Here is a 25,400-nt window from a genome sequence, read left to right on the forward strand (position 1 = left end):
CAGTGTCGTTTTCACGACCTGCGGCGTTTTTATGGGTAGCATATTTTAAAAGCAGCGTTAGGCGATTTGCCGCCGGCGCTGCCATAGTGTCACCATTAGCGCGACCACCAGCCAGCTTACTAGCGCGGCAATCACGTCATCCAGCACAATACCCAGCCCACCAGTCACATATTCCGCCAAATGAATAGGCGGCGGTTTTAAAGCGTCAAAAAAGCGGTAGACGCCAAACGCCAACGCCAGTACCAGCGGGTGGCGGGCGGCTTTTAGCCCCAGTACCACCAGCGGGAAAGCGACGTACTCGTCGGCGACAATGCTACCGTGATCCAAACCATCGTAGTGCCATGCCGCTACATGACAGACCGGCACGGCGGCCATCACCATAAGCGTAATGATGGCAGCCTGCTGTCCCACCGGACGACCAAGAAGCCACCACGCCAGCGGCAGGCCAATCAGTGAACCAAAGGTGCCGGGCGCAACAGGCGCAAGGCCCAGCCCAAAGCCGGTGGCGAGCCAAAAATTAAGCGTATCGAGCATTAGCCAGCCTGCTGCGCCTGACGCTCAAGCTCCGCCGCCATTTCTGGTGTTAGGTTCAGCGCGCTGGCCAGCTGATCTAACCATGCCCGCTCCATGGGGTTTTGGTCATCAATCACCGCCACGCTGATCAGGTACATCTCGCGAGCTGCCTGGGGGGAATCCGCTTCACGCGCCAGAGCTTGGGCGTCCAGCGGTGCTTTTAACTGCTGCTCTACCCAGCGGTGCATCTCTTGGTCAGCGCCGAGGGCATCAATCTGATCGGTGATCAGCGCCTGCTCCTGTTCATCGATATGACCATCGGCCCGAGCCGCCATAATCATGGCCTGTAGCAGCTCCAGGCTGCGCCGCTCTTGATACTCACCGCTCAGCACTTCGACGCGCTCGCCTTCAGCAGACGAAATATCCGACCCTTTCTTTTCCTGAGCGCTTTGCCACGCTTTCCAGGCCAACGCGCCCACTCCCGCAATCGCGCCATACTTTAGTGCTTTACCACCCATGCTACGGCCACGTTTAGAGCCAACCAGCAGCCCCATGGCGCCGCCGCCCAGCAGGCTCTTCATATCAAAACCGCTAGAGCTGGAACCACCGCCTTGACGCGAATTCTGCCCGCTATTGTTTCCGCCACCTAACTGGCGCGATAGGCCATCAATCACGCCTTTAACATCCATGCCGCCGCTGCTGCCTTTGCTACCACTGGCTTGACTCATCAGCTGTTGTAAAATCTTGCTTGCGTTCATCCTTGTACTCCTAAGAAGATATTATATCGAGCGCGCACTTAGCGATTAACTCACGTTATAGACCATGCTGTATGAACGCAGCATGAATTAAACGCTACCCAAGCATTAACAAGCATTAAAGAAGTGCGCCTTTCACTTCCACCGAGCTGCCGTGCCGGCTGGCACGTACGTCTATACGGACTGGCATTTGCTCTTTGAGTTCGCTGACATGGGAGATGATGCCGATCATACGCCCCCCCATTTGTAGCTCACTGAGCATGGCAATCGCTTGGTCTAATGCATCCTGATCAAGGCTGCCGAAGCCTTCATCTATAAACAGCGTATCCAACTGGATACCACCCGCGTAAGCCTGCACCACGTCGGAAAGGCCTAGTGCCAGCGCCAAGGCCGCCATAAACGACTCGCCGCCGGAAAGCGTCGCTACCGAGCGGCTCTTGCCGGTGTAGGTATCCGCCACGTCCAGCTCCAATCCCGAAGCTTTATTGCCTTTGGACGGGTCTTCGCGGCGCACCAATTGGTAGCGCCCGCGGCTCATACGTATCAGCCGCTCAGACGCCTGAATCAACACATCATCCAGCAGCACGCCTAGCACAAACCGCTGCAAGCTGATGCGGTTGCCGGTTCGCCCGTTAGCCACCTCACTGAGCGTTCCCCACACCCGGTATTGGGCTTCAAGCTCCGCTTGGGCCGCGTGGGCCGCGGTCAGTTTTTGGCGAATCCCTTGCAGGGTGTTTAGCCGCCCATCCAACGCCCGCCACGCCTCAAGCTGGCTATCCTCTTCCGTCTGGGCGGCATCGGTGAGCGTGGTGAGTGCGGCGAGATCAGGCGGCGTTTTTTCCGCAAGCTGAGTACGGTAACTCTGTAACGCGCCTTCAAGCTCGGCTAAGCGGCGTTGATACGCCTCGACCTGCTGAGCAACGTCATGCCGCTGGACGTCATTAAGCTGCGCCGCTTGAAAGGCTGCTTCATCGTCAAAGGGGCTTTGCTGTAGCGCGGTTTGCCAATCCATTTGAGCCTGCTCAAGCGCGTGCAAATCGCGCTCTACGCGCTGCTCCGCCGCACGCAGTTGCTCTTCTGCCCGCGTCTGTTGGGTTTGGCTCGCCGAGAGTGCCTGCTGTGCATCCTCCCATGCTTTCTCAAACTCAGCCATCTGACTTTCAAGCTTGGTGAGCGTTTGGCTCATTACCTCGGGGTGACGCGCCTCTTCTGGCAACGCCTGGCTCAGCTGGTCACGCTGACTCTCTAGGCGCAGCGCTTCCTCTTTGGCCTTTTCAACCTCCGGCCGCTGGACTTTGAGCTGTTTGTCCAGCGTACCCCAGTCACGGCGTAGCGCGTCACGGGCACTGTTTTGCTGGTTAATCTCAGGCGCTACGCAGTTACGCCGCTGCACTTGCCGATGCGCGCTCTCGCAGGCGTTTTGCAGTTCGCTTAGCGGTTGGGTGGCCCATTCGCCTAGCTGTTGAATAAGACGCTGCGCCTGCTCAGCGTTGTAGCTAATCTGTTGTGCTAACTGTTGTTCCTGACGCTCGGCGGTTTGTAATGCGTGGCGCGCCTGCTCCTGGGTTGAGCGGGCGGCTTCCACCTGCGCTTGGCTGACAATGTCCGCCTCATTGGTTTCAGGCGCCGGGTGTTCAAGGCTGCCGCAGACCGGGCAAGGTGCATTTTCCTCTAATGTCAGCGCTAACAGCGCGGCCTGCCCCCGGTGCCAGCGCACCTCTTGCTCTGTTGCATGCCGCTTAGCCCGCTCTGCCTCAGTTCCACAATGGCTCAGTATCTCGATTGCCCGCTGCCGCTGGGTATCTAGTTCACGCCGGTGCTGGTTGAAGCTATCCAGCTCTTGGCGCTGAGTTAGCAGGCTTTGAAAACGGCTTAACTCTGACGGGGCGCTCGCTAACTGCTGAAATTCGGCGTGTAACTGCTCAAGCTTAACGCCAATGGCCTCGCCTTGTTGGCGAATGCTCTCTAGCTGTACCTCATCGCGCTGCAGTGCGCTATCTGCGCGCTGCCAAGCGGCCTGCGCTGTTTGGCAGCGCGCTTCAAGTTCGCTTAACTGATGACTTTTTTGGATAAACTCGCCCAACTGGCGATGGCGCTCGCGTAGTGCGGGTAGCGCTGTTTGGCGCTGACGCACTTCTTCAAATACATGCTGGGCCTGTTCAGCGCTTGCACGTTGGGCCGTTAGCGTGGCATCTGCCTGCCGCTGCTCGGCGCGGGCAGCAGCCAGTAACTGTTGCGCTTGGGCTAATGCATTACTGTAAGGGCGTAGTGCTTGGGCGTGTTCACTTTGGGCCAATTGTTCCTGAAGCGTGGCTATCTGCGCCTGCTGCTCAAGGTGGCGTGCTTTGTCAGCGGCCAGTGCATCCCGCGCCTCAAATTGGCGCTGCAGCGCGTGGCCCTCGTCACGCTGTTTTTCAGCACTGCGACGCTGCCGCTGGGCGGCGTCAAAACGCTCGCGTGCCTGCCCGACTTGAGGTGTTAGCGCCGCTACTTCTTGCGCTAATGACGCTTCACTTTCCAGTTCGCCGCCGGCCAAAATGCCACTAATATGCTGACGATGATCATTCACCGCCCGCTCAATTTGATTCGCCTGGGTGCGCAGGCGCTCTTCAATGCGCTGAAAAATCTGGGTTTGAAACAGCTGGGAAAAGATTTTTTCGCGGTCCTTCGACTCTGCTAACAGTAGCTCACGAAACTTCCCTTGGGGCAGCACCATCACTTGGCGAAACTGATTAGCATCCAGGCCGATTAAAGCGTGCAGCTGGCTGTTGGCATCGGTGACCTTACGCGCCACCAAACACTCCTCTAGTTCGCCTTCAGGGGTCAGCCGCCACAGCTGGGCTTCAGCACTTTGCATGGTCGTGCCTTCGCCACTGGCTTTGGGGCGCTCCTGTTGGGGCACACGGCGCACTCGGTATGACCCATCGCGCAGTCGAAAATCCAAGCTGACCTCCGTCAACAACGTATCAGCAGCTTGGTCACAGCGCATTTGGCCGGCATCTCGGTCATTGCCGGTGGTTTGGCCGTAAAGTGCAAAGCAGATGGCATCGAGTATCGAGCTTTTACCGGCACCCGTAGGGCCGTTAATCAGAAACAGCGGGCTTTTCCCCAGCGCCGTGAAATCAATCGTTTCACTCCCTGCAAAAGGGCCAAACGCCTGCATGGTGAGCGTTAACGGCGTCATGACGGGTTCTCCTGCTCGCGGCTCAGGCTGGTGATGAGTTCACGCATGGCACTGGCCTGCTCATCACTCATGGCGTCTCCGCTGGTTTGGGTAAAGAAATCGCTAAACATATCCAGCGCGCTAAACTGCAGCCGCTCACGGTCTAGCTGCTGGCGTCCTCGCGCCTCTAACATGCCAGGCTTTTCTAAATGCAGCACGTTGGGGTAGACATCGCGCAGCTTGCCCATGGGATCAAGAATTGTATGGCGGTCGGTCAGCCGCACCAATATATAATCATCGGCTTGGGCATCAGTGCTGCCTTGCGCTAATAGCTCAGCCAGCTCACCTTCCAGCACGCGGACTTCCCGGCGCGGTGTCAGCGGGCGGTGCTCAATCTGGCTAACGCCGTTTGAGTCAATATCCACCAGCGTGACGCCTTTACGCTGGTTAGCCTCAGAGAAGCTGTATTTAAGCAGCGAACCGCTGTAGCGAATATGCTCGCCGCCGCGATACTGCGGCCCATGAAGGTGGCCAAGCGCCACGTAGTCAAACGACTGCATCGGCTCCCAGGCAACACTTTCCGCACCCCCTAAGGTGAGCGGGCGTTCGGAATCGCTGGCACTGCCGCCATCCACAAAGCAGTGGCTCATCAGTACGGTTGGGCGGCCTGCGTGACGCTTTGCCTCAATACGCTCTACCAAGTAGCGGTGAGCGCTATCAAAGTCGCGCACGTCTGCGCCAAACTCACTGCGCACAAACTCTGGGTCGGCGTAGGGGATGCCGAAAATATCTACCGTGTCGTCGTTAATCGACAGCGTGACTGGGTGGTCGCAGGCAGATAGATCAGACAAGATATGCAGCCCGGCTTGGCGCAGGTGGCGCGCTCCAAAACCCAGCCGCTCAGCGCCGTCGTGGTTGCCGGAAATCATAATCACTGGCAAACCGCGCTTTTCACACAGTTCGCCCAGCACATCATCCAGTAGTGTGACAGCGGCGGCTGGAGGTACCGAGCGGTCGTAGATATCGCCGGCAATTAGCACGGCGTCCACCGCGTCGCGGTCGATAATGTCCAGTAACTGGTTCAGCACATGGCGCTGGTCTTCCAGCAGTGAGAGATTGTGAAACAGCCGCCCTAGGTGCCAATCGGCGGTATGGAGTAGTCGCATGGCAGGCTCAAGATGCAAAAGATGCTTCATCATAACAATGCCGCCCACCCCCTACCCAACAAAAACCCCGCACGTTGGCGGGGTAATCGCTACATCTTATAAGAGTCGTTAGTTTCGGAAGGCATCTGGATAGGTGGTGAGGTCGATTCCCCACAACAGGGGTAACAAGAAGTACACCGACGCGACAATCAGCAGTAGCGCAAAAATATTCAGCCAGAACCCATTGCGCACCATTTCGATAATTTTGATCTTACCGGTGGCAAAAATAATCGCGTTGGGGGGCGTGCCCACCGGCAGCATAAAGGCGCAGTTAGCCGCCATGGCCGCCGGTACCATCAGCACAAAAGGATGGATATCTAGCGCCAGCGCTAGTGACGCAAGTACCGGAAGGATCATGGTGGCCGTGGCGGTGTTAGAAGTAATTTCGGTTAAGAACAGCACCATTCCGGCGGCTAGCAAAATCACCAGCAAGAAATTCACGCCTTCCAGCACGCTCATCTGACCGCCGATCCAAGCCGCTAAGCCAGAGGAGCCAAAACCAGCCGCAATCGCTAAACCACCGCCAAACAGTAGCAAGATGCCCCACGGCACGTCTTTTGCCACATCCCACCCCAGCAAGCAGCCACCTTTATTAGGCGAGGGGATTAAAAACAGCAGAATCGCGGCAAAAATAGCGATCATAGTGTCGTTAATACCGGGAATCGCGAGTATCTGCCCCTGCCACAAGAACGAGCGGGTAATCCAGAAAAACGCTGCAAACAGGAAAACCCCCAATACCGCTTTCTCTTCAAACGTAATGCTACCCAGCGCTTCCTTTTCTTTAGCAATGAGCGCTCTGCCCCCTGGCAGCTTGGTGAACTTAATCGGGTAAATAAAGCGCGTCAGCATCACCCAGCCGATAAAGAGCAGCACTACCACAACCGGGAACGCAAACATCATCCAGCTTGCAAAGGTGATCTCAACACCAAACAGCTCATTCACAATGGCTGCCAGGATGATATTGGGCGGCGTACCAATCAGGGTGCCCAAACCACCGATAGTGCCGCCGTAGCCGACGCCAAAAATCAGCGCTTTACTGAATTTATCGATGTCTTCGCTGTGGTCTTCGCCGCTTTTATTCAGTTCCTGGGTGACTTGATACACAATCGCGGTGCCAATAGGCAGCATCATCATGACCGACGCCGTGTTGGAGACCCACATCGATAGAAAGCCGGTAGCCGCCATAAAGCCGAACACAATGCTGTTAATGCTGGTGCCCAATACGGCAATAATATTCAGTGCGATGCGCTTATGCAGATCCCACTTTTCCATGGCCAGCGCAATCATAAAACCGCCCAGGAAAAGGAAAATAATTGGATTACCATAAGCCGCCGTGACAGCACTGCTCTCCAGCGCCCCCGTCATCGGCAATAACACAATGGGCAGTAGCGACGTCACCGGAATAGGGATCGCTTCGGTAATCCACCAAACGGCGACCCACAGCGTGGTGGCAAGCACCATACGACCTTCAAAACTGAGGTCTGCCGGGTGGAAAAACAGCACGACAAAGGCAAACAGCATCGGCCCTAACAGCAAACCCACTTTTTGAGCGGCGTTATAGGCGGGTGGGCGTGGTGGCTTGTCGCCACTGCTCTGCCGTTTGTCTGAAGAACCTGGAGAGGAGCTACCTGTGCCCGTGGTTGGCAACGCGCACATCAGGAGGTTTTTGACTTGGTCATGGGAGTGCCAAAGCGACTCCCAGAGTGTCATCGTGGCAGTTCTGCGCATTTTCAAAGTACCGCTTGCAGTCAGGTGATCGAAAGGGCGCTTCGCTTAGCAAACCCTTATGGCGTATTCAAACCAGCCTAGCTGGCTTTTGGGTGCCCTTTATTCACTCAAGCCACGCATTAGTCCAGTTAATTAGCGGCAATTACAACCAAAGTCTAACTACTTTAGTTGTATTCGCTAGTGCACTGTCCCCTTGCATGACATGGCAAGCTGATCACGGTAGGTTGGGGCCATTTTCCAAGGAGATACTCACGTGCTCGACCGCTTTACTATGCCGTTAACCCACCGACCGCTTGCCCGCCTCGCTCGGCATCTCCATAACTGGAAGGTCTCCCCTGACCAAGTCACGTTAGCCGCTTTTTTGGTGGGGATGAGCGCGCTCCCGCTGCTCGCTTTTGAATATTACGCTTTTGCACTTATAGCGATTTTACTCAACCGCCTGGGCGATGGGCTGGATGGCGCCCTTGCCCGATTGAGCGGGCAACAAAGTGATGCCGGTGGATTTATCGATATTGGGTTAGATTTTGTCTTTTATGCAGCGGTCGTGCTGGGGTTCGCGCTAGCCAACCCTGCGCAAAATGCGCTAGCCGCAGCAGTGCTACTGTTCGCTTTTATTGGCACAGGCACCTCCTTTTTAGCCTTTGCCATTGCGGCGAAAGCACGCAACGTCGAACGGCCAAACTTTCCACAAAAGGCGTTTTACTATTTAGAGGGATTAACCGAAGGCACAGAAACCGTTATCGCGTTAGTGCTCTTCTGTTTATTTCCTGAGGATTTTCCATGGCTAGCGGGGGTATTTTCCGCCGCGTGTATGATAACGACGGCCACACGGCTATGGGGAGGTTACTGGACGCTGCGCGCTCACCCACGCAGTGAAAACATACGCCGCTAACGCTTAGACGCAACGGCTTGCCGTTAGGCGTAACGAGATTTTTGTATGTATAACTTTTTGTAGCTTTTTTGTATTGGTGATTGATTCTGACTAACTCGCGTATTAGCCTCGATTAGGTGGAAAGGCGCAAAAACGCGTCCAACCATCATCTAAGCGACTGTAACCATTAGCATTCACAAGGAAAAGTGGCATGCCATCTATTGATTTAAAAGATATTTCTCAACAAGGCCTGCAACTGGCTATTCAAGAAATCAGGGAAGAAATGTTTGATACCCCTGCCTGCGATCACACCATTGCCAAACTGCTTAGCCACTGTGGCCAGTTTGAAGCCGCTGAACGACACATCGATGAAATGCTGCTGAAATGGGGTGCATCCCCTGAAGTGGTTCGCCTTACCGAGCAGGCTTATATCACCATGATGACGTGCCGCGCCAATACTACCGATGAATCAGCCTCCGCGACTGTGGCAAGTCATCCCTCCCATTCCAATGCCGGCTCTCAACTCTCTGCTATTGCCTAACGACATTGCACCCTTAGACATTTCACCTTTAACCGTTAATAGCAGCGTGAAGTGAACAAAACGGCTTGCCCCACATAAAACATCATCAGCGGGGTCGCTGTTCGCGGTGGCAAGCCGTTTGGAGTGTCTAGTCTAGGTCGTCAAGCGTTACCACCACGTCTTGAGTTGAGACGTCAACCTTCCAAAAAGTGTAGCTGTCGCTGTCTTCATCGACGACACGAATATCGAAGATAGGGCTGTTATAGCCCGTAATCGTCACCCGCTGTGTTTCACCATCCACTAGAACGTCATTGCCGAGCACATCCTCTTCCCAACTTTGCGAATCTGCCGGACTTACGTACATGTAGTACAGGGTATACCCCGTGCGGTTAGTGACATCTACGTAGTAGTCGGCCGCCATAACCAGCGACGAACTACACAGCATCAGCAGTGCAGCTAATAACACTTTAATGCGCATTGATACATTCCTTATTCTTTTTCTTCTTTGAGAGAAGCCATTGATGACATGAGATGTGCCGCTAAGCGTGAAACTTAGCGACTGACGCAGTATATCGCCCACTGCTCATTTAAGTGAGCACCTTCACAGAGTTTTTAGCACGCCTCCCCGCGCTCTACTCGCAACTGGTAGAATATTGCCCCTTTCAGGCATGCCCACGCACCGTTTCCCTTCTACTACCTGAGAGCCGCGCAATGATCGCCACCTTCAACACCGTGTTTCAGCCACTCTTTCGGCTGGGACTTATCCCGCAGATTTTAATTGGTATTGTTGCCGGGGTTTGCATCGCCCTTTTCGCACCCGATATGGCAGGCAATGTGGCGCTGCTTGGCCAGCTATTTATTGCCGCGCTGCAAGCGGTTGCCCCCATTTTAGTGTTTGTACTGGTTGCCGCGGCCATCGCTGCGCACAAGAAGGGTCAACCCACGCATATCCGTCCCGTGCTGCTGCTCTACGTTGCCGGTACATTAATCGCTGCGCTGATTGCAGTAGGCGCCAGTTTCCTGTTCCCCACCGAGCTTTCGTTAAATGCGGGGCAAATTGACGGCAACCCACCTGGGGATATTTTTAGCGTTCTAAGAGACCTGTTATTAAACGCGGTGGCTAACCCGGTAAGTGCGCTAATGGAAGCCAACTTTATCGCTATTCTGGCATGGGCCATTGGCCTTGGTTTAACGCTGCGCCAAGCCAGCGATACCACCCGCCAAGCGTTAAGCGATTTATCCACGGCCGTCACCCGCATCGTCACCCTGGTGATTCGGTTAGCCCCCATTGGCATCTTTGGCTTAGTCGCGGGAACCTTGGCAGAATCAGGAGTCGCTGCACTGCTGAACTACGCTCAGCTGTTGGGTGTCATTGTGGGCTGTATGCTCTTTGTTGCGCTGGTGAGCAATCCGCTGCTCGTTTACTTCACTACCCGTCAGAACCCTTACCCGCTGGTGTTCACCTGCCTGCGCGGCAGTGCTATTACCGCCTTTTTCACCCGCAGCTCAGCGGCGAATATCCCTGTTAATTTAGAGCTTTGCCGCCATCTAAAGCTGGACGCCGACACCTACGCTATTTCCATTCCGCTGGGCGCCACCGTCAATATGTGCGGTGCCGCCATCACCATAACGGTGATTACCTTGGCGACTGCCCATACGCTAGGCATTAGCGTCGACTTCCCCACCGCCCTGCTGCTTTGCGTGGTATCGGCACTGGCCGCCTGCGGGGTTTCAGGCGTCGCCGGTGGTTCGTTGATGCTCATCCCCATGGCCGCTAACCTATTTGGTATTCCCACAGAAGTTGCCATGCAGGCGGTGGCGATTGGCTTTGTGATTAGCGTGGTCCAGGACGCAACCGAAACCGCGCTTAACTCCTCAACGGATGTGCTGTTCACGGCGGCGGCCTGCCAGGCAAACGAGGCGACGCGCACTTAACCTGTTCAGCGGGGGAGCCGCTGCGTGATGTAGCGCTCCCCCACTTCAGCATTACCTCGTTGCTGGCATTAACCCTTTGCTGGCTTAAAAAGCCCCACCAGCCGCTGGCGTTCCTCCTCTTCATAAAAGCTTGGGTCGTCAAATAGATCACGCTGCGTATCATCAAAGATCATTTCCAGTGCCTCTGCACTACTTTGTACCATTGGCTCAAAGTGGGCGGTATGCGTCACCAGGGCCGACACATGGCGGCGACGGTAAAGCGCGTAAATACCCAGCAAGGTAAACACGCTGGCGATATAAAGGGGTAAGCCGTGACTTCCTACAACCGTCATCAGCGCCCCCGCTGCAATAGGTGCCACGGCACAGCCCGCGCCGTGCATCACCAGCATATCCGCCGAGCCGGAGACAATTTCATCCGGATGCAGCTGGTCAATCAGCTGGGCGACCGCCAGCGGGTAGAGCGAAAATGCCAAACCACCCCAGATAAAATAGAGCACCAGCAGTGCTTCCTGGCTAGGTGCAAACGGCATGCCCGCGGCGATTAGCGCCGCAAGCAATACCACCCAGGTCATGACTCTGGGGCGGTCATGGGTATCTGAAAAACGCCCGATGGGGATCTGCAGCAGAGCACCCCCGATAATCGCCACGCTCATAACCAGCCCCACGCCGCCAATATCAAACCCAAGCTGTGTGGCGTACACCGGCGTCATCGACCAAAACGCCCCCATGGCTAATCCCGATAAGGCGGCAGAGGCCACCGCCAGCGGCGCAAAGCCTAGTAGCGCCCGCAGGCTGCTTTTGGGCCGCTCGGGAAGTTTAGGCTGAACCCGGCGGGTCATGGTGATGGGTAACAGCGCCCAGCTAATTAAAATGGCGATCACCACAAACAGCAGAAACCCCTGTGGCGACGCAAGCCGCAGCAGTTGCTGTGCCGTAGCGAGCGCCCCTAGGTTAACCACCATATACACCGCGAAAATACGCCCCCGCTCGTGGCTAGCGGCTTGGCTATTCAGCCAGCTCTCAATCACGGTAATCAAGGTGATAAACGAAAGTCCGTAAACCACCCGCAAAGGCAGCCACACCCACGGGTTGATAAACACAAGGTGCAGCAGTGCCACCGATGCGCAAATAGAGGCGCAGAACCCAAAAGTGCGAATGTGCCCCATCCGCCGAATTAAGCGCCCGCTTACCCAGGTGCCACAAATGAAGCCGACAAAGTAGCCGGACATAATCATCCCCAGCACCGCGCTGGAAAAGCCCTCCCCTGTACCACGCAGTGTTAGCAGGGTATTCAGCAGGCCATTACCCAGCAGCAACAGCGCCACGCTCCATAAAATCGATTTAACCGGTTTAAGCATTGCCAACGAACGCATTGCGCTTCCCCATCGCAAACACCTAGAGAGGAAGATGCATAAAGGGTGCCAGCCAGCGGCGCCAAAACAATCGTTGACAGGCTAACGTTCCTTATATAGAACGTTCTATAAAAGGAACAACGAGATAATAAAATGGATGAACACTCACTAAGTACCCTAGGCCAGCACTTACAGTCACTCCGCCAAGCGCAAGGCTGGTCGCTCTCTTACCTGGCTAACGCAGCAGGAATCGCCAAGTCCAATTTAAGCCGCCTGGAACAAGGTAATGGCAACCCCACGCTGGACACCCTTTGGCGGCTAGCCGTACAGCTCAATGTACCGTTTGGCACGCTGGTGGCGCCTATCACGATGCCCCTTGGGGAAGATGGCGTTCAGGTTCAACTGATTGACCAGGGCAAAGATTCACCCCAAGTGGACGCCTACTGGATGCGCTGCGCGCCCCATACCTTGCGCCATGCGGAAGCCCACACGCCAGGCACCCAGGAAACCTTAACGCTGATTAGCGGCTGGTTAGAAGCCGGCCCGGAAGGGGCTGCCACGGCACTCGCCCCCGGTGAAAGCGTGACCTTTCCTGCCGATAAGCCCCACCTTTACCGCACCCATGACAGCGAGGCCACTATGCTACTCACCGTGACCTACGGCACACAGAGGAAAATGCCATGAGCGAGCTTGTTAGCCACTCTCCTGGGCGAAGCACCCTGCAAGGCGTGCGGGACGCCATTCCGCTGCTGGGCGGCTATATTCCGGTGGCGCTGTCGTTTGGTTTAGTCGCTAGCCAAGCGGGATTTAGCACGCTAGAGGCCGCCGCGATCTCGCTGCTGATCTACGCCGGTGCTTCGCAGTTTCTGTTTGTCGGCATGATCGCCACCGGCGCGCCGCTGTGGCTAGTGGTGGCCTTAACCCTGCTGATCAACGTGCGTCACGTGGTGTATGGCCCTAACCTTGCCCACCTGCTGCCGCGCAGCCGCCACTGGCCCTGGTTAATGCACGGCCTGACTGACCAAGTATTTGCGCTCGCGCTCACCCGGCTTCCCCAACTGCCCGAAGCCAAGCGCTTCTGCTGGTTTGTAGGGGCATCGCTTTTTGTCTGGGCGGCATGGGTAGTGTTTACGATGGTAGGCGCCACCGCCGGTGAAGCGTTTACCGCCCGCTGGCCGCTGCTAGGTGAGATTATGCCCTTCGCCCTGCCTGCGCTGTTTCTCACCATGGTAGCCCCGCGATTTACCGATAAACGCTGGGCTGCCGCCATGGGCATCACCATTGCCGCCGCGCTTGGCTTAACCTTAGTGGGCGGCAGCAACGTGGCCATTCCGTTAGGCGCCGCCTGCGGCGCGCTGTGCTTTTACACCGTGAAGTTTCAAAAAGGGAGGCACCCACAATGAGTACCGGACTCTGGCTCGCCGTACTGATATGCGCCTTCGGCACGCTGCTGATGCGCGTCGTGCCGTTCTTATGGATGCAGCGCCGCTTGGGCAGCGATACAGATATGAGCGCCATGCCCCAATGGCTGGGCATTCTTGGCCCGCTGATGATTGCTGCGGTGCTGGGCGTTTCCATTGTACCGGTCAACCCCAGCGCCATTTCATGGTTCGCTACCGTTATCGGGCTGAGCGCCACCTTACTCACATGGTGGCGGCTACGCTCGCTAGGCTGGCCGGTAGCCGCTGGGGTAGCGGTGTTTGGGATAGTGGAGATCGCCTTTGCTCTATAAACCAGCCCGTTAAAGCGTCGCTGTGCGCTCCATCAAATACTCCGCCACCGCCTGATACGCTGGTAGCGAGGTCGGGTCGTTAGCGGCATTGCCCGCCACCGGGTGCGAGGCAAAGCGCACAATCACCATCTCGGCGGTGGGGTCGATATAAATGGTTTGCCCATGCACCCCACGCGCCGCGAATGCGCCATGTTCGTTATGCAGCGACCACCACATACCGCGATAGCTACCGCCGGGTAAATAGCGGTAGCCAGCCTGTGCAAATGCCTGCCTATCGCCGCCTTGGCGAATGCGTTCTACCACTGCCGCTGGAAATAGCCGCTCGCCGTTTATCTCGCCTTCGTTTAACACTAGCTGGCCGACTCTAGCCAAATCACGCAGGCCCGCGCTAAGCCCGCCGCCTGCAAACGGCGTGCCGATAGAATCGACCGTATAGTAGCCATCCTGCTCCGCGCCTATTTGCTGCCAAATGCGCGACGACAACAGCGATGCCACTGACTCGCCGGTCGTGCGTGCGATTACCCACCCCAGCGCATCGGTGTTGATGGTTTTATAGCCAAACGCCTGCCCGTGCTCGCCTTCCGGCTGCACGGTAGCGAGATACTCATAGTAGGTACGCGGCCCGGTGTAATCCTCTGGCTTAGGCAGCGGGCTTGCCGCAGCGTTATACGCCCAGATTTCTGCGTTGGGGTCGCTGTACTCTTCACTAAACGCAAGCCCGGTGGTCATTTCCAAAAGCTGCTGTACCGTGGCATTGCCAAAGGCGCTCTCCCCTAGCTCGGGTATGATCTCCCCCACCAGCGCCTGCTCATCCAGCACGCCCTCCGCCACCAGAATTTCACCCAGCAGGCCGGTCATGGATTTGGTCACCGACATGGCGCCGTGCTGACCCGCCTCATCCAGGCAGCCGGAGTAAGTTTCATACACCACCTGCCCCTGGTGCAAAATCAGCGCGCCATCGGTGTAGTTTTCGTTCAGCGCAGCCTGCCAGGTCATTGGCTCGCTACCATCAATCGGTGTGAACGTCACATCGTTAATCCCATCGTCCAACGCGTAGTTAAACGGCACCGGCGCGCCTAACCCACGGCTGACCTGCTTGGTAGGCAACAGCTCGCGAAAGTGGCACACCGTCCAGCGCATTTTGGGAAAGCTGAAATAGTTGGCATCCGGCTGGCCGATGATGCGCTCTGGCGGTGGTGGAAAGCCCTGCATCCAACCCAGTTGCCTAGGGTCAGAGTCTTCGGCACTTAGCACCTCCGCCTGCGCACCCTGGGCAAGCACGGCGGACACGCACAGCACAGCGGGCAGCACCGAGCGGATAGCAAAACAATACCTTGGCATAATTCACTCCTTGATCAGCCGCCCGGTACAGCACCGAACAAGCATGCTCCTCAGTATAGCGAGAACCACTGCGCTTATTGCTGGCCTTGTAGGGTTTGTTGAATCACTTCCCCTAGAGACGCAATCGCTGCATTACGCGCTTCAAACGACGCCTCGGTTTCGGTGATATAAAACACTACCACCGTGGGTGCTTGCTCCGGCGGCCAAATAATCGCGGTAATTGAGCGTGAGCCATAACCACCCGCGCCGGTTCTGTCCGCAATTTCCCAGTCCGGCATAGCGGCGCGAAACAGGCCATCGGCCACGGCGTTGCCCTTCATCCATGTTTCAAGCTGCTGCCGAGCCTCTGGCGTTAGCACATTACCCAACACCAGCTTTTCTAACGTGGCCAACATGGCGTTGGGCGTGGTGGTGTCGCGCTGATCTCCCGGCGTGGCTTCATTTAGCTCAGTCTCAAAGCGATCTAGGCGAGTGGTGCGGTCATCTATGCGACGCGCAAACGCGGTAACCGCTTCCGGCCCGCCCAGCGCTTGCAGCACTAGGTTAGCGGCGGTGTTATCGCTGGTGGTCATGGTAGCGTCACATAGCTCAAACAGCGTCAGAGGCTGATGGCCCGCGTACTGCTCGGTCACCGGCGAGTAAGTCACTAGCTCCGACGCTTCAAAACTAACCTCGGTGTCCAGCGCTAGCTGCCCTTCATCCACCTGCGCCAGCAGTGCGCCACAGGCCAAGGTCTTAAACGTGCTGGACATGGCAAAGCGCTCATCCGCATTCACTTCCCAGCGCTGGCCCGTGGCTAAATTATGGGCGGCAAAGCCAATACGCGCTTCTAAGGTTTGTTCGATGCGCTCAAGCTCGGCGGTAATGCGATCTTGCTGTGCCATCACAGACGCTGATACCAACAGCAGGCACACTGAAAGAGCCGCCTGCAGCCAGCGTGGTTGGGGGAGAGTCATTGTGTTTATTCCTAAGCAGTGAGTGAAACAATTACGCTGAGTTTAGCAGGCACGCGAACGCCTCCATCAAATGCCTACTCGTGCCCACGGCTGTAGCGTTGATCGACAAAGGCCTCATCGGCCCGAATGGAAGCGGTGTATTCGGCCATTTGGGTTCCTCTGGTTAAATAGCTAGGTAGAGTAACGTCGATGCGTAAGCGCAGAACCCAGCTTAAATGTAAGGCTCGTTGATACTTGCGGCACGATCTTTCGCTAGCTCAATGACGGCATGCCCCAGCTGCACCAGCGTGCCAAAATTAGGCTTGGTTTCAGGTTTTAATGAACGGTAAGCGCTGGTGCGACTTTTGATACCTGCTTTCGCGATCACTTGGCTATGACCAAATTGTTCCACATAAGAGCGAATAGCGGCTTGCAAAATATCAGGGCGACCCTCTTTCATTGACTCCCAAGAAGCCTGCTTAATCACGGCTTCCATTTCTTGAACGTTAAAAAAAACGTCTACGGGCTTTTGCTCACCTTTGGTAATGGCACGCAGTGTTGCCGCAGAAAGCTCATTGCCGCTCCAATTGAGGGAGCCTTCCGGCGTTAAGGAAAAGCGCTTGAAGTCTTTGACCTCAGAAAAGGGAGGCTTATTGAAGTAAGCTGCCAAATCAGCGCGGCCCTGATAACCATCGCTGAACGTTAGCGCCAGGGCATGACCTGAAATGACATCAACATCCACGATTTTTAGCATACGTCACCTAGCTTACCTGGGTTTTCGCCATTCACTGCTTTGTGCCACATCACCATCAACTGTTCACGGTGCTCGAAAATATGGCTCTCCGCTCTCTTACGCTGCTTGTTAGGCAGATAGCCCTCTAGACATTCTCCCGTTTCAATCGCAATGATTAGCTCGTAGCTACCATACTTCACATGAAGGTGGGGTAGCTTATGTTGCTTGTTATCAAAAAAATACAAGCAAAAAGAAAGGCCTAGCAACGCATCAATTTCCGGCATGGTATCTCTAACGCCTGTTACTTCAATAGACTATAGCAACGTATCCTTGAAGAGACAAAATAGAAAATTTTCGAGACACGGATCGTCTACGATGGAAGCATGAACGGCGATTGCACTAGGCAGTCAGAACCTCATCACAGTAGGAAATACAACAGGAGCGCAAGACATGCAGACGGTTAAGCTAGGCGGAGAAAGCGTACCCCGTATCGGCCAGGGCACCTGGCATATGGGCGAGGATGCGGGGCAGCGCCAAGCGGAGGTTAGAGCGCTGCGTGCAGGCCTAGACCTGGGCATGACGCTGATTGATACCGCCGAGATGTATGCCGAAGGCGGTGCTGAAGAGGTGGTTGGCCAAGCGATTAGCGGGCGGCGCGATGAGGTGTATCTGGTCAGCAAGGTTTACCCGCACAACGCCAGCACTAAGGGTGTTCAAGCGGCCTGCGAGCGCAGCCTGCGCCGATTGGGCACCGAGACGATTGATTTCTACCTGCTGCACTGGCGCGGCCAGTACCCGCTGAGCGAAACCGTGGAAGCGTTTGAGCGGCTGCGCGAGCAGGGCAAGATTCTGCGCTGGGGCGTGTCGAATTTTGACGTTGACGACTTAACCGAGTTGGACGCGCCCGCCTGCGCCACCAACCAAGTGCTCTACAACCCCGCAGCACGCGGCATTGAGTACGACCTACTGCCCTGGCAGGCACAGCACAACATGCCACTGATGGCCTACTGCCCAATCGGGCAAGGAGGCGCGCTGCTGCATAACGCCACCCTGCAACGCATCGCCGACAAACACAGCGCCACCCCCGCGCAAGTCGCGCTTGCCTGGGCACTGCGCCACCCTCGGGTGATCGCTATTCCTAAAGCCGTGAATCTGGATCACCTCAAACAGAACGCCGCTGCAGATAGCGTCAAACTCGATGAAGAGGATTTGGCACAGATCGACGCCGACTACGCGCCGCCAACACGTAAGCAGGGCTTAATGATGGTGTGAGTAAGTGCTCATCAACGGCCCGTTCAGGAGTACCCTTATGGATGCCATCAGCTACACCGCCGCTAGAACCCATCTAGCAAAAATCATGGAGCAGGTCTGTGAAGACCACTCCCCTGTGGTCATTACCCGCAATAAGGCGCAATCCGTGGTCATGATCTCTCTGGAAGACTATGAGGCGCTGCAAGAGACCGCCTATCTCCTGCGCGCGCCGAAGAACGCCCGCCGTATGCTTGAATCCGTTGTCGAGCTGGAACAGGGCGGTGGTCGAGAGAAGCCACGTCTTGAGTGAAGTTCATACTCTCTGCAAACGCCGGTGTAGACTATCTGCAGGAGCAAACAACCAACAAAAACTCTTTACCGAATCAACAAGCTAATCAAAGCAACCAAGCGAGAGCCATTTGAAGGAGTCGGCAAGCCAGAGCCCCTTAAACATAACCTCGCGGGTTACTGGTCTCGGCGAATCAAAGAAGAACACCGCATCGTTTACAAGGTCACGGATGACGCTTTGCTTATTGCCCAGCTTCGGTATCACTACTGATTTAACGCCTTTGTTCAGCGGTGCCCTTGTAGCGCAGCAAAAAGGGCACCCGGTGGAAGACCGCCAGGCCCAGAATGCACTACAACAATTTGTTAAGTTTTTATGGCTGCGTCACGTTGGGCGAGAAATACTTTGTCATTGGCAATCTTGCCCAATCATACTGGTGCTCAATATAACCAATGCCGAAAAGCGTAAAGACCAATAGAGCCGATGCCAGGATTCTAAAAAAGAACAACCGGAATTTGCTTGCCCAATCGTGTTTGGCCTCCAGCTTTAACTCTTTTTCTTTCAGTGCCACTTTACGCGACTCTTCGGAGTTAAGGTCTTCGAAAGTTCTGTAAAAGCGAAGAAACTTTACCAGGGAATCTTCAAGCTCGTCTTTCAGCGCTATAAACTCTTCTGGCTCCGAGGTATCGAGAGTCTTTTCCTTGAGCTCTTCCAGGGCGGCAAAATCTAATTGTTCTAATTTTTTTTCAAAATCCTCCCGTACTTCCGCTCTGCTTCGATTGTCAGGGACATGTATAGGGGGCGGTTCATAGTTCGGCGTGCCCAGCCCAGAGAAGCCTTGTAAGGTTTGCATCATAGTTGAAGGATCAAATTGTCCAGACAAGCCAAGAACCTCTTTTTATTGCATAACAGTGTTTTACACACCCCGCTACAACCCCCAATAAAAGCGACAACACATTCATTGGGGTTTTGCATCCACTAATTTGACTCTACCCATCAGCCCCCTTGATAGCAAAGCCAATTTTGGCCGCTTAACCAAAAGTCGCAGCTTAGCCGATTGACCATTTCCAATCATGCCCCCTTGCATCTCCCCCACCCGCAGCCTAGACTCCGCTAACTAACTGCTTGACGGGGTGCCGGTGATATCCGGCTGAGATGGCGCAGGGCGTATCTGCTTGATACTGCCATAGCGCTGGTCCCGCTGAACCTGATCCGGCTAATGCGCTGCTCCTATGATGAGCGCGCGGGTACCGGCGTAGGGATCAAGCGATGGCCTTGGCTAGCTGTCACGATTGCACGCCACCTTCCACGCCATCTCCTCGATCTCCGCCCGCCCTCCGGATCACCACTACCGGAGGCATCATGGGCTACCGCTTTACTGATTTAACCACCGCTTGCCAGGAAGACTGGCGCGCCTATATTGAGCACGATTTTGTGCGCCAACTGGGTAACGCCACGCTGCCTGAGGCGTCGTTTCGCCACTACCTGAAGCAGGATTACCTGTTCTTGATTCACTTCGCCCGCGCCTATGCATTGGCCGCCTACAAAAGCCCCACACTGGCGGATTTGCGCCAAGCCCATGAAGGTTTAAAAGCCATTGTGGACGTGGAGCTGGGCCTGCACGTGGGCTTTTGCCAGGAATGGGGCATTAGTGAAGAAGAGCTTGCCGAACTCCCCGAAGCCCGCGCAACGCTGGCCTACACCCGCTATGTGCTGGATACCGGCAACCGGGGCGACCTGCTCGATTTACACGTAGCGCTGGCCCCCTGCCTCGTCGGCTACGGTGAAATCGCCAATTGGCTGAACGCTCAGCCTTCCACCCTGCGCGGCGCGCAAAACCCTTATGACGCCTGGATTGCCATGTACGAAGGCGAAGAGTTTCAGGCCGCCATGCAGGCAGAGCTTGAATGGCTCAACGCCCGCCTTTCTGACGTCACCCCCACCCGTTTTCGTGAGCTTGCCAAGATTTTCCGCGATGCCACGCGCCTGGAAATCGACTTCTGGCAGATGGGCCTGGAACTTAGCGAATAAGCCCCACACGCATCACCCAAAAACACCAAAAACACCAAAAACAAAGGAATACCACCGAAATGACTAAGACCGTTAAGAGTAAAACCAGCCACTTTTTAGCCGAAACCGCCCAGGTAGATGCCGCAGCCATTCAGCCGCTGCCCGCCTCGCGCAAGGTGTACGTAGAAGGCTCGCGGCCGGATATTCGCGTGCCGTTTCGGGAAATCACCCTGTCGCCTACCAAAACCAGCAGCATTGATGAACAGAACCCGCCGCTGCTGGTGTACGACACCTCCGGCCCTTACACCGACCCAGACGCCCGCATTGATTTGCGCAAGGGCCTGCCAGAACTGCGCCGCACTTGGATTGAGGAGCGCAACGACACCGAGTTTTTAGACGGCCCCACCAGCCATTACGGCAAGCGCCGCGCCAACGACCCAACGCTTGCCCAGCTGCGCTTTGACCTAACCCGCACCCCGCGCCGTGCCAAAGCAGGGAAAAACGTTACTCAGCTACACTACGCCCGCCAGGGCATCATCACGCCAGAAATGGAATTTATTGCCATCCGCGAAAACCAGCGCCGCCAGGCGTTGGGCACTGCAGAAGTAGAGCGCATTCTGGGCCATCAGCATGGGGGCCAGAGCTTTGGCGCCAGCCTGCCCAAAGAGATCACCCCGGAGTTCGTGCGCGATGAAGTCGCTCGTGGCCGGGCGATTATTCCCAATAACATCAACCACCCGGAATCCGAGCCGATGATTATTGGCCGTAACTTTCTGGTGAAGATTAACGGCAACCTGGGTAACTCAGCGGTCACCTCTTCGATTGAAGAAGAGGTCGATAAAATGACCTGGGGCATCCGCTGGGGCTCAGACACCATCATGGACCTCTCCACCGGCCAGAACATCCATGAAACCCGCGAGTGGATCATCCGCAACTCGCCGGTGCCGATTGGTACAGTGCCCATCTATCAGGCGCTGGAGAAAGTGAACGGCGTTGCCGAAGATCTCACCTGGGAAGTGTTCCGCGACACCTTGATTGAGCAGGCGGAACAGGGCGTGGATTACTTCACCATCCACGCCGGCGTGCTGCTGCGCTATGTGCCGCTCACCGCCAACCGCGTCACAGGCATTGTTAGCCGTGGCGGTTCTATTATGGCGAAGTGGTGTTTGTACCATCACCAGGAAAGCTTCCTATACACCCACTTCGAAGAGATCTGTGAAATCTGCAAGCAGTACGACGTGGCGTTTTCGCTCGGCGATGGCCTGCGCCCCGGCTCGATTGCCGATGCCAACGACGAAGCGCAGTTCGCTGAACTCGAAACCTTGGGCGAGTTGACGAAGATCGCCTGGAAGCATGACGTTCAGGTAATGATCGAAGGCCCCGGTCACGTGCCCATGCACTTGATCAAAGAGAACATGGATAAGCAGCTTGAAGCCTGCCACGAAGCGCCGTTCTACACCCTCGGCCCGCTCACTACGGATATCGCCCCCGGTTACGACCACATTACCTCCGGCATTGGGGCGGCGATGATTGGTTGGTTTGGCTGCGCCATGCTCTGCTATGTGACGCCCAAAGAGCACCTGGGCTTGCCCAATAAAGATGACGTGAAAACCGGCATCATCACCTACAAAATTGCTGCCCACGCAGCGGATTTAGCCAAGGGCCACCCAGCCGCGCAGCGTCGCGATAATGCACTTTCCAAGGCGCGCTTTGAGTTCCGCTGGGAAGACCAGTTCAACTTGGGGCTAGACCCGGATACCGCCCGTGAATACCACGACGAAACCCTGCCGAAGGATTCCGCCAAGGTGGCGCACTTCTGCTCCATGTGCGGGCCAAAGTTCTGCTCGATGAAGATCAGCCAGGAGGTGCGCGATACCTACCGAGATCGCACACCCGAGAACGCCGCCAAGAGCGATGCGGAAGCGGTGAAGCGCGGCATGCAGGAGCAGGCGGAGAAGTTCCGCCGGGAAGGCAGCGAGCTATACCAGGAGGTGTAGCCCGCCACCTACGGCGCTAGGCAGTGCTTAGCGCCACTTTTAATACGCCATCGCGCTGGTGGGAGAAAAGGTCGTAGGCTTCGACGATATCCTCCAGCGCGTAGCGATGGGTCACCATGGGGCCAAGGTCCAAGCGCCCAGCGGCGATGATGCTCATCAGGCGGCGCATGCGCTCTTTGCCGCCAGGGCACAGTGAGGTAATGATTTTGTGATCCCCCAGCCCCGCACAGAAAGCGCCCAGCGGAATGGTCAGGTCTTCGGAATAAACGCCAAGGCTCGATAAGGTGCCGCCGGGTTTTAGCACCCTCAAGGCAGATTCAAAAGTTTGCTGCAGGCCGAGCGCTTCAATAGCCACATCCACACCCCGCCCGCCGGTCAGCTTGAGAATTTCTTCCACCACATCCACTTTACGAAAATCTAGCGTGATATCCGCGCCCATCTGCTTGGCTATCGTCAGCCGCTCATCCACACCGTCAACAGCAATGATCATGCCCGCCCCACGCAGCCGTGCCCCTGCGGTGGCGCATAGGCCAATCGGGCCTTGAGCAAACACCACTACGGTGTCGCCAATGTTGATACCGCCCGCTTCTGCGCCCGCAAAGCCAGTGGACATAATGTCGGGGCACATCAACACTTGTTCATCGGTTAAGCCATCCGGCACGGGGGAAAGGTTGGCCTGGGCATCGGGCACCAATAAGTACTCCGCTTGGGCACCGTCAATGGTATTGCCAAAGCGCCAGCCGCCCATCGGTTTATAGCCGTGGCTGTGGTGGCCGCCATCTTGCGAGGAGCACCCATCCTGGCAGGCGTAAGAGGTAAAACTGGGGCAGATCGCACCGGCAATCACCCGCTGGCCTTCTTGGTAACCTTTCACGTTGGCGCCGAGTTTTTCAATCACGCCCACCGGCTCGTGGCCGATGGTAAGGCCCCGCTCAACCGGGTATTCGCCTTTTAAGATGTGGACATCGGTACCGCAGATGGTGGTGGTGGTCACGCGCATTAGCGCATCGTTGGGGCCGATATCGGGGATGGGCTTGTCGTCGATTTCGATACGGCCCGGCTCAACAAAAATGGCGGCTTTCATCATGGTAGGCATGGCGCACACCTTAAGTAAGAGGAGTCATAACACGTCACTCTTAAGCGTAGGTGATTAAGCGGTTATTGATAGCCGCTGAACATGCGCCATGTCACGTTGTGGTGCGTTAATCGACAAGCGCTGCCCGGCTAGCCGCAGCGCTCATCAGGGCGTTAATTGCGCTTAAAGTTTTCATCCGGTGTAACGGGCGTTGCCTGGGTACCGGCATCATCCAGGTCGGCCCACGGTTCACGCGGCGCCTCGGCACGCGAACCGGTACGGGCGGCAAAGCGCTCGCCATGCAGTGCCTTAAGCAGCCCAAACACCATTAAGATCACCACAACCGAAAACGGCAGCGCCGCCATGATGACCGCAGACTGCAGCGTTTCAAGGCCGCCAGCCAGCAGCATGACAGCCGTGAGCAGCCCAAGCACAGCGCCCCAAATAATACGGTGTGCCGTAGGTGGTTCAGGGTCACCACCGGCCAGAATGGTATTGATCACCAACGTGCCCGCGTTAGCAGAGGTAATCAGGTAGGTAGCAATCAGCACCACTAATACGGCTGATAGCCCCACGCCCAATATGCCTAAGTTCATTGCTGATACGGTCGCAAATAGCGCGGTTGCGACATTTTCATCTACCGCCTGGACAATACCACCCGACCCAAACAGTTCATGATAGAGCGCGGTGCCACCAAACAGGCCAATCCAGATAATGGTGATTACGGTAGGTACCAGCAGCACGCCCATCACAAACTCACGGAAGGTGCGCCCACGGGACACCCGTGCGATAAACATGCCGACAAACGGCGACCAGGCCAGCCACCACCCCCAGAAGAACACCGTCCACTCTGACTGCCAGCCGTCTGCAATGGTGGCGTTGGTGTGAAAGGTCATGCCGAATATGTTTTGCAGGTAATCACCGGCGGACTCGATGGTAAGTGCGATGAGGTATTGGGTAGGCCCGAACAACAGCATAAAGGCCACTACCGCAATGCTCAGCCAGAAGTTGGCCTCTGAAAGTAGGCGCACGCCACGCTTAACACCGGAGACCACCGAGAACGTCGCCACGCTCATAATCACGGCGGTAATCATCAGTTGCAGTTGGACTGACGTCTCCAGCCCAAACACGGCTTCTAACCCCGCATTCATTTGTTGAACGCCTAGCCCCAGGGTCGTCGCTATACCGAACACGGTGCCAAACACCGCCAGCAGGTCGACCATGTCACCCAATAGGCCATGGTTACGCTTGCCTAGAATGGGCTCCAAACCAGAGCGCACCGTCAACGGCAGGTTGCGCCGATAGGCAAAGTAGGCCAGCACCAGGGCAACAAAGGAGAAAATCGCCCAGCCGTTTAACCCCCAGTGGAAGTAGGTAAGCCGCATGGCCACCCGCGCCGCCTCTGGGCTCATGCCTTCGGCAATAAAGGGGTTTTCTTGAAACTGCAAAATGGGCTGCGCGACCGCCCAGAACAGAATCCCGACCCCGGTGCCTGCGGCAAACAGCATTGAAACCCAGGAGAAAAACGTAAACTCAGGCTGCTCAAAGTCACCGCCTAAGCGCACGTTTTTGTAACGCCCAACGCCTAGCCAAATCATAAACAGCAGCAAAAATGCCACCAGCAAGACGTAATACCACTCAAGGAAGGGGTTTAACGTGCCACGCATGTGGTCAAGCACTTCAGCAAGGTGTTCGGTGTAAAACGCCCCGTAGCTCAGCGCAGCCACCACTACCACAATGGCGGCTAAAGTGACGCGGGCATTCATTCCTTTCAACACCCCTGACGTAGCTTGGCGATACATCCTATCTCCTCATTAAGCTTTTGGGTTTTGTTTTATTCTAAACATCTAGCGATACCAACCCAATGCACCTTTATGGCTGCCAGAAAGCTTAACGCCAAATGCGTGGCTAGCGCCTAGGGAAGATGGTGGAAAGCAAGCTTGATGATGAGCGTAGTGAATCTGCTTTTCGGGTAGTGATTAACAAGCCCATGGTGGG

The 25,400-nt window shown here is 56.0% G+C and carries 24 protein-coding genes, 1 pseudogene and 1 riboswitch; of the genes and pseudogenes, 11 read left to right on the top strand and 14 right to left on the bottom strand.

Annotated elements, in window-relative coordinates; translation table 11 throughout:
* Positions 1-57 precede the first annotated feature (57 nt).
* The 5 genes from LOS15_RS10635 to LOS15_RS10655 form a co-directional block, all read right to left on the bottom strand.
* The gene (locus tag LOS15_RS10635) at positions 58-534 is read right to left on the bottom strand and encodes a phosphatidylglycerophosphatase A (protein ID WP_263065834.1); all 477 of its coding nucleotides are present in this window, start codon (positions 532-534) and stop codon (positions 58-60) included.
* Entirely contained in the window at positions 534-1,271 is a 738-nt protein-coding gene (locus LOS15_RS10640; RefSeq protein WP_263065836.1) for a tellurite resistance TerB family protein, read from the bottom strand. Before LOS15_RS10640 ends, LOS15_RS10635 begins: the two co-directional genes overlap by 1 nt.
* A 115-nt stretch (positions 1,272-1,386) precedes the next feature.
* Positions 1,387-4,452: an AAA family ATPase gene (locus tag LOS15_RS10645; RefSeq protein ID WP_263065838.1), complete on the bottom strand. Its 3,066-nt coding sequence runs from the start codon at positions 4,450-4,452 to the stop codon at positions 1,387-1,389.
* A complete protein-coding gene (locus tag LOS15_RS10650; RefSeq protein ID WP_263069694.1) occupies positions 4,449-5,597 on the bottom strand; it encodes an exonuclease SbcCD subunit D in 1,149 nt (382 codons plus the stop codon). The genes LOS15_RS10645 and LOS15_RS10650 overlap by 4 nt, the downstream gene beginning before the upstream one ends.
* Positions 5,598-5,705: 108 nt before the next feature.
* Positions 5,706-7,346 (bottom strand): DASS family sodium-coupled anion symporter, encoded by a 1,641-nt coding sequence (locus tag LOS15_RS10655; protein WP_317629643.1) that lies wholly within the window; start codon positions 7,344-7,346, stop codon positions 5,706-5,708.
* Positions 7,347-7,617: 271 nt separating this feature from the next.
* Here LOS15_RS10655 and LOS15_RS10660 point away from each other — a divergent pair, with 271 nt between their 5' ends.
* Positions 7,618-8,256 (top strand): CDP-alcohol phosphatidyltransferase family protein, encoded by a 639-nt coding sequence (locus LOS15_RS10660; protein WP_263065840.1) that lies wholly within the window; start codon positions 7,618-7,620, stop codon positions 8,254-8,256.
* Positions 8,257-8,446: 190 nt separating this feature from the next.
* Positions 8,447-8,776 (top strand): hypothetical protein, encoded by a 330-nt coding sequence (locus tag LOS15_RS10665; protein ID WP_263065841.1) that lies wholly within the window; start codon positions 8,447-8,449, stop codon positions 8,774-8,776.
* 127 nt (positions 8,777-8,903) lie between these two features.
* Here the strand turns inward: LOS15_RS10665 and LOS15_RS10670 are convergent, their stop codons facing one another.
* Complete coding sequence (locus LOS15_RS10670; RefSeq protein WP_263065842.1) at positions 8,904-9,233, bottom strand: hypothetical protein; 330 nt, start codon at positions 9,231-9,233, stop codon at positions 8,904-8,906.
* A gap of 233 nt (positions 9,234-9,466) precedes the next feature.
* Here LOS15_RS10670 and sstT point away from each other — a divergent pair, with 233 nt between their 5' ends.
* Positions 9,467-10,690 (top strand): serine/threonine transporter SstT, encoded by a 1,224-nt coding sequence (gene sstT, locus LOS15_RS10675; RefSeq protein ID WP_263069696.1) that lies wholly within the window; start codon positions 9,467-9,469, stop codon positions 10,688-10,690.
* 68 nt (positions 10,691-10,758) lie between these two features.
* Here sstT and LOS15_RS10680 read toward each other — a convergent pair whose 3' ends face one another.
* The gene (locus LOS15_RS10680) at positions 10,759-12,063 is read right to left on the bottom strand and encodes an MFS transporter (RefSeq protein WP_263065843.1); all 1,305 of its coding nucleotides are present in this window, start codon (positions 12,061-12,063) and stop codon (positions 10,759-10,761) included.
* A gap of 132 nt (positions 12,064-12,195) precedes the next feature.
* Here LOS15_RS10680 and LOS15_RS10685 point away from each other — a divergent pair, with 132 nt between their 5' ends.
* From LOS15_RS10685 to LOS15_RS10695, 3 genes are read left to right on the top strand one after another with little or no spacing between them, the layout of a single operon-like run.
* Entirely contained in the window at positions 12,196-12,726 is a 531-nt protein-coding gene (locus LOS15_RS10685; RefSeq protein WP_263065844.1) for a helix-turn-helix domain-containing protein, read from the top strand.
* Positions 12,723-13,445 (top strand): AzlC family ABC transporter permease, encoded by a 723-nt coding sequence (locus tag LOS15_RS10690; protein ID WP_263065845.1) that lies wholly within the window; start codon positions 12,723-12,725, stop codon positions 13,443-13,445. Before LOS15_RS10685 ends, LOS15_RS10690 begins: the two co-directional genes overlap by 4 nt.
* Complete coding sequence (locus LOS15_RS10695; RefSeq protein ID WP_263065847.1) at positions 13,442-13,774, top strand: AzlD domain-containing protein; 333 nt, start codon at positions 13,442-13,444, stop codon at positions 13,772-13,774. Before LOS15_RS10690 ends, LOS15_RS10695 begins: the two co-directional genes overlap by 4 nt.
* A gap of 9 nt (positions 13,775-13,783) precedes the next feature.
* On the opposite strand, the gene LOS15_RS10700 is transcribed toward LOS15_RS10695, so the two are convergent.
* From LOS15_RS10700 to LOS15_RS10715, 4 genes are all read right to left on the bottom strand, one after another.
* The gene (locus LOS15_RS10700; RefSeq protein ID WP_263065848.1) at positions 13,784-15,115 is read right to left on the bottom strand and encodes a serine hydrolase domain-containing protein; all 1,332 of its coding nucleotides are present in this window, start codon (positions 15,113-15,115) and stop codon (positions 13,784-13,786) included.
* Positions 15,116-15,189: 74 nt separating this feature from the next.
* Positions 15,190-16,071 carry a class A beta-lactamase gene (gene bla / locus LOS15_RS10705; protein ID WP_263065850.1) on the bottom strand — a complete coding sequence of 294 codons (882 nt, stop codon included), beginning with the start codon at positions 16,069-16,071 and terminating at the stop codon, positions 15,190-15,192.
* Positions 16,072-16,282: 211 nt separating this feature from the next.
* Positions 16,283-16,804: a DUF2442 domain-containing protein gene (locus tag LOS15_RS10710; protein ID WP_263065852.1), complete on the bottom strand. Its 522-nt coding sequence runs from the start codon at positions 16,802-16,804 to the stop codon at positions 16,283-16,285.
* The gene (locus tag LOS15_RS10715; protein WP_189463936.1) at positions 16,798-17,067 is read right to left on the bottom strand and encodes a DUF4160 domain-containing protein; all 270 of its coding nucleotides are present in this window, start codon (positions 17,065-17,067) and stop codon (positions 16,798-16,800) included. Before LOS15_RS10715 ends, LOS15_RS10710 begins: the two co-directional genes overlap by 7 nt.
* Before the next feature lie 166 nt (positions 17,068-17,233).
* Here LOS15_RS10715 and LOS15_RS10720 point away from each other — a divergent pair, with 166 nt between their 5' ends.
* The 3 genes and pseudogenes from LOS15_RS10720 (at position 17,234) to LOS15_RS10730 (ending at position 18,593) form a co-directional block, all read left to right on the top strand.
* Positions 17,234-18,055: an aldo/keto reductase gene (locus LOS15_RS10720; protein WP_263065855.1), complete on the top strand. Its 822-nt coding sequence runs from the start codon at positions 17,234-17,236 to the stop codon at positions 18,053-18,055.
* Positions 18,056-18,092: 37 nt separating this feature from the next.
* Entirely contained in the window at positions 18,093-18,344 is a 252-nt protein-coding gene (locus LOS15_RS10725) for a type II toxin-antitoxin system Phd/YefM family antitoxin (RefSeq protein ID WP_263065857.1), read from the top strand.
* A pseudogene (locus tag LOS15_RS10730) lies at positions 18,341-18,593 on the top strand (Txe/YoeB family addiction module toxin). The gene LOS15_RS10725 and the pseudogene LOS15_RS10730 overlap by 4 nt, the downstream one beginning before the upstream one ends.
* Positions 18,594-18,693: 100 nt before the next feature.
* Here LOS15_RS10730 and LOS15_RS10735 read toward each other — a convergent pair.
* On the bottom strand, positions 18,694-19,203 hold the full coding sequence (locus LOS15_RS10735) for a hypothetical protein (RefSeq protein WP_263065859.1): 510 nt from the start codon (positions 19,201-19,203) through the stop codon (positions 18,694-18,696).
* 236 nt (positions 19,204-19,439) lie between these two features.
* Positions 19,440-19,599: riboswitch (TPP riboswitch) on the top strand.
* Positions 19,600-19,682: 83 nt separating this feature from the next.
* Here LOS15_RS10735 and tenA point away from each other — a divergent pair.
* Together tenA and thiC are read left to right on the top strand one after the other, a co-directional pair.
* Positions 19,683-20,351: a thiaminase II gene (tenA, locus tag LOS15_RS10740; protein WP_263065860.1), complete on the top strand. Its 669-nt coding sequence runs from the start codon at positions 19,683-19,685 to the stop codon at positions 20,349-20,351.
* Between the two features lie 59 nt (positions 20,352-20,410).
* On the top strand, positions 20,411-22,327 hold the full coding sequence (gene thiC / locus LOS15_RS10745) for a phosphomethylpyrimidine synthase ThiC (protein WP_263065862.1): 1,917 nt from the start codon (positions 20,411-20,413) through the stop codon (positions 22,325-22,327).
* A gap of 16 nt (positions 22,328-22,343) precedes the next feature.
* On the opposite strand, the gene LOS15_RS10750 is transcribed toward thiC, so the two are convergent.
* Both LOS15_RS10750 and LOS15_RS10755 read right to left on the bottom strand, forming a co-directional pair.
* On the bottom strand, positions 22,344-23,423 hold the full coding sequence (locus tag LOS15_RS10750) for an NAD(P)-dependent alcohol dehydrogenase (RefSeq protein ID WP_263065863.1): 1,080 nt from the start codon (positions 23,421-23,423) through the stop codon (positions 22,344-22,346).
* A gap of 152 nt (positions 23,424-23,575) precedes the next feature.
* Positions 23,576-25,204, bottom strand: coding sequence for a BCCT family transporter (locus tag LOS15_RS10755; RefSeq protein WP_263065864.1), 1,629 nt, complete (start codon positions 25,202-25,204; stop codon positions 23,576-23,578).
* Positions 25,205-25,400 lie beyond the last annotated feature (196 nt).

It is taken from the genome of Halomonas sp. 7T (assembly GCF_025643255.1).
Taxonomy (GTDB): Bacteria; Pseudomonadota; Gammaproteobacteria; order Pseudomonadales; family Halomonadaceae; genus Vreelandella.

Excerpts from the sequence above, each read along its gene's own strand:
- LOS15_RS10635 (WP_263065834.1), bottom strand. The coding sequence starts at position 534 with ATGCTCGATACGCTTAATTTTTGGCTCGCCACCGGCTTTGGGCTGGGC.
- LOS15_RS10640 (WP_263065836.1), bottom strand. The coding sequence starts at position 1,271 with ATGAACGCAAGCAAGATTTTACAACAGCTGATGAGTCAAGCCAGTGGT.
- LOS15_RS10645 (WP_263065838.1), bottom strand. The coding sequence starts at position 4,452 with ATGACGCCGTTAACGCTCACCATGCAGGCGTTTGGCCCTTTTGCAGGG.
- LOS15_RS10650 (WP_263069694.1), bottom strand. The coding sequence starts at position 5,597 with ATGCGACTACTCCATACCGCCGATTGGCACCTAGGGCGGCTGTTTCAC.
- LOS15_RS10655 (WP_317629643.1), bottom strand. The coding sequence starts at position 7,346 with ATGACACTCTGGGAGTCGCTTTGGCACTCCCATGACCAAGTCAAAAAC.
- LOS15_RS10665 (WP_263065841.1), top strand. The coding sequence starts at position 8,447 with ATGCCATCTATTGATTTAAAAGATATTTCTCAACAAGGCCTGCAACTG.
- LOS15_RS10670 (WP_263065842.1), bottom strand. The coding sequence starts at position 9,233 with ATGCGCATTAAAGTGTTATTAGCTGCACTGCTGATGCTGTGTAGTTCG.
- sstT (WP_263069696.1), top strand. The coding sequence starts at position 9,467 with ATGATCGCCACCTTCAACACCGTGTTTCAGCCACTCTTTCGGCTGGGA.
- LOS15_RS10680 (WP_263065843.1), bottom strand. The coding sequence starts at position 12,063 with ATGCGTTCGTTGGCAATGCTTAAACCGGTTAAATCGATTTTATGGAGC.
- LOS15_RS10685 (WP_263065844.1), top strand. The coding sequence starts at position 12,196 with ATGGATGAACACTCACTAAGTACCCTAGGCCAGCACTTACAGTCACTC.
- LOS15_RS10690 (WP_263065845.1), top strand. The coding sequence starts at position 12,723 with ATGAGCGAGCTTGTTAGCCACTCTCCTGGGCGAAGCACCCTGCAAGGC.
- LOS15_RS10695 (WP_263065847.1), top strand. The coding sequence starts at position 13,442 with ATGAGTACCGGACTCTGGCTCGCCGTACTGATATGCGCCTTCGGCACG.
- LOS15_RS10700 (WP_263065848.1), bottom strand. The coding sequence starts at position 15,115 with ATGCCAAGGTATTGTTTTGCTATCCGCTCGGTGCTGCCCGCTGTGCTG.
- bla (WP_263065850.1), bottom strand. The coding sequence starts at position 16,071 with ATGACTCTCCCCCAACCACGCTGGCTGCAGGCGGCTCTTTCAGTGTGC.
- LOS15_RS10710 (WP_263065852.1), bottom strand. The coding sequence starts at position 16,804 with ATGCTAAAAATCGTGGATGTTGATGTCATTTCAGGTCATGCCCTGGCG.
- LOS15_RS10715 (WP_189463936.1), bottom strand. The coding sequence starts at position 17,067 with ATGCCGGAAATTGATGCGTTGCTAGGCCTTTCTTTTTGCTTGTATTTT.
- LOS15_RS10720 (WP_263065855.1), top strand. The coding sequence starts at position 17,234 with ATGCAGACGGTTAAGCTAGGCGGAGAAAGCGTACCCCGTATCGGCCAG.
- LOS15_RS10725 (WP_263065857.1), top strand. The coding sequence starts at position 18,093 with ATGGATGCCATCAGCTACACCGCCGCTAGAACCCATCTAGCAAAAATC.
- tenA (WP_263065860.1), top strand. The coding sequence starts at position 19,683 with ATGGGCTACCGCTTTACTGATTTAACCACCGCTTGCCAGGAAGACTGG.
- thiC (WP_263065862.1), top strand. The coding sequence starts at position 20,411 with ATGACTAAGACCGTTAAGAGTAAAACCAGCCACTTTTTAGCCGAAACC.
- LOS15_RS10750 (WP_263065863.1), bottom strand. The coding sequence starts at position 23,423 with ATGCCTACCATGATGAAAGCCGCCATTTTTGTTGAGCCGGGCCGTATC.
- LOS15_RS10755 (WP_263065864.1), bottom strand. The coding sequence starts at position 25,204 with ATGTATCGCCAAGCTACGTCAGGGGTGTTGAAAGGAATGAATGCCCGC.